This is a genomic window from Sphingomonas sp. (assembly GCF_051962185.1).
Classification (GTDB): Bacteria; Pseudomonadota; Alphaproteobacteria; order Sphingomonadales; family Sphingomonadaceae; genus Sphingomonas.
This window is the reverse complement of the sequence record NZ_JBQCCN010000152.1, coordinates 1-2,227: the sequence shown is the minus strand read 5'-3', so window position 1 is coordinate 2,227 and position 2,227 is coordinate 1. Positions and strand designations below refer to the sequence as shown.

Sequence of the window (2,227 nt, the reverse complement as noted above, 5' to 3'; positions counted from 1 at the left end):
CTTGCGGATCGTGTCGACGTCACTGACCGGCTGCGCCGTCACGTTGGCGAAGACCGGGACCAGCGGCGTGTCGATCCGCGCCTCGGCCAGCGCCTTGTCCATCGCGTCGGCGGCGGGCTGCATCAGCGGACAGTGGAACGGCGCAGATACCGGCAAGGAAATCGCGCGCTTGGCGCCATAATCCTTGGCCATCTCGATCGCCCGATCGATCGCCGCCTTGGCGCCCGAGATCACGACCTGCGACGGGTCGTTGTCGTTGGCGACGGTGCAGACCTCGCCCTGCGCCGCGGCCTCGGCGATCTTCTGCGCGATCGAGAGATCGGCGCCGAGCAGCGCGGCCATCGCGCCGACACTTACCGGCACCGCGGCCTGCATCGCCTCGCCGCGATGGCGCAGCAGCAACGCGGTGGTCGCGAGGTCGAGCGCGCCCGCCGCGCACAAGGCGGTATATTCGCCCAGGCTGTGCCCGGCGACGTAATCGGCCTTGTCGGCGAGCCTCACCCCGCCCTCCTTCTCCAGCACGCGCAGCGTCGCGATCGCATTGGCCATGATCGCCGGCTGGGCATTGGCAGTCAGCGTCAGCTCGTCGGCGGGCCCTTCGAACATCAATGCCGACAAATGCTGGCCGAGCGCCTCGTCGACTTCCTGAAATACCTCGCGCGCGGCGGCGCTGGCATCGGCGAGCGCCTTGCCCATGCCGACCGCCTGGCTGCCCTGCCCCGGAAATATGAAAGCGCGCATGATCGTCTCCCGTTGAAGGCTGCGGCACTAGAAATGCGGGGCCTGTTGCGCAAGGTCGGCAGCCTCGACGGCCGCACGCCCGAGCCTCCCGTTGGTTCCGATCCGGCCACCGCCCTGTCGCCGCAAACTCTCCGAATATCGTGCTTTTCTGAACCCTTATTCATCGCCGCTGACAGCTCGCGACAATTTGACACACTTTCGCCCGCTGCCCGCGAAATCTTCACGACAGGCAATTCCCAGATTGCTCCTCGACGCCGTTCGCGACGTCGATCGAATGGAGGTAACAATGAAAAAGCTGATCCTCGCTGCCGCCGCAATGTCCATGCTGGCGAGCCCGTTTGCCATCGCCCCCGCTTCGGCCGCGCCGCAACAGCGTACCGTGACCAAGGTGAAGACCGGCCCCCACGGCCGCACCGTCGTCACCAAGCGCGTCGTCACCCCCGCGCGTCCGCAATGGCGCAAGTGGAACAAGGGCCAGCGCTTCGATCATCGCTATGCCCAGAATTATCGCGTGGTGAACGATTGGCAGCATTATCGCGGTCGCCGCCTCTACGCCCCGCCGCGCGGCTATCACTGGGTGCGCTCGGGCAACGACGCGGTGCTCGTCGCGATCACCGGCGGCCTGATCGGCGCGGTCATCGCCGGCGCGTTCAACTAAATTCGAACCCAGCCATTCCGGGCGGAGCCTTGCTTTCCGCCCGGAAACCTGTATGGGGCCGCCATCGGGGTGGAAAGACGCGTTCTTTCCGCCCCGGTTGTTTTGAGACGATAGCCGGAGGGGCGTCCGCATGGTGCGGCGTCAGCGATCGGCCAACGAAGGTAAGAAGCATGGCTCTTTACGAGCATGTGTTCCTTGCGCGCCAGGATCTGGCACAGGCGCAAGTGGACGCGCTGGCGGAAGCCGCCACCAAGATTATCGAGGACAATCAGGGCAAGGTCGTCAAGACCGAGACCTGGGGCCTGCGCAGCCTGGCCTATCGTATCGCGAAGAACCGCAAGGCGCATTACGTGATGCTCGAGATCGACGCGCCGGGTTCGGTCGTCGCCGAGCTGGAGCGCCAGACCCAGATCAACGAGGACGTGATCCGCTACATGACCGTCAAGGTCGACGCGCACGAGAACGGCCCGTCGGCGATGATGCGCAAGAACGAGCGCGACCGCGAGCGTCGCAGTGAGCGTGGCGACCGTGGCGACCGCGGTCCCCGCGGCGGCTTCGACGGCGAATAAGGAGTAACGGACCATGGCACGACCCTTTTTCCGCCGCCGCAAGAGCTGCCCGTTCTCCGCGAAGGACGCCCCCCGGATCGATTACAAGGACGTCCGCCTGCTGCAGGGCTTCGTTTCGGAGCGTGGCAAGATCGTCCCCTCGCGCATCACCTCGGTGAGCGCGAAGAAGCAGCGCGAGCTGGCCCAGGCCATCAAGCGCGCCCGTCACCTGGGCCTGCTGCCCTACCTCGTTAAGTAAGGAGCGCCCGCGATGGACGTT

General features: G+C 65.9%; 4 protein-coding genes. 3 read left to right on the top strand and 1 reads right to left on the bottom strand.

Features of this window, described 5'->3' with window-relative positions:
- A partial coding sequence (locus tag ACTHJR_RS09510) for an ACP S-malonyltransferase (protein ID WP_440522910.1) occupies positions 1-741 on the bottom strand: 741 nt, incomplete at its 3' end.
- A gap of 286 nt (positions 742-1,027) precedes the next feature.
- On the opposite strand from ACTHJR_RS09510, the gene ACTHJR_RS09505 reads away from it, so the two are divergent.
- From ACTHJR_RS09505 to rpsR, 3 genes are all read left to right on the top strand, one after another.
- Entirely contained in the window at positions 1,028-1,399 is a 372-nt protein-coding gene (locus tag ACTHJR_RS09505; RefSeq protein WP_440522909.1) for an RcnB family protein, read from the top strand.
- Positions 1,400-1,569: 170 nt separating this feature from the next.
- The gene (rpsF, locus tag ACTHJR_RS09500; protein WP_440522908.1) at positions 1,570-1,968 is read left to right on the top strand and encodes a 30S ribosomal protein S6; all 399 of its coding nucleotides are present in this window, start codon (positions 1,570-1,572) and stop codon (positions 1,966-1,968) included.
- 13 nt (positions 1,969-1,981) lie between these two features.
- Positions 1,982-2,206, top strand: a complete 225-nt coding sequence (gene rpsR, locus ACTHJR_RS09495; protein ID WP_066583513.1) for a 30S ribosomal protein S18 — start codon at positions 1,982-1,984, stop codon at positions 2,204-2,206.
- The last annotated feature ends 21 nt before the right edge of the window (positions 2,207-2,227 follow it).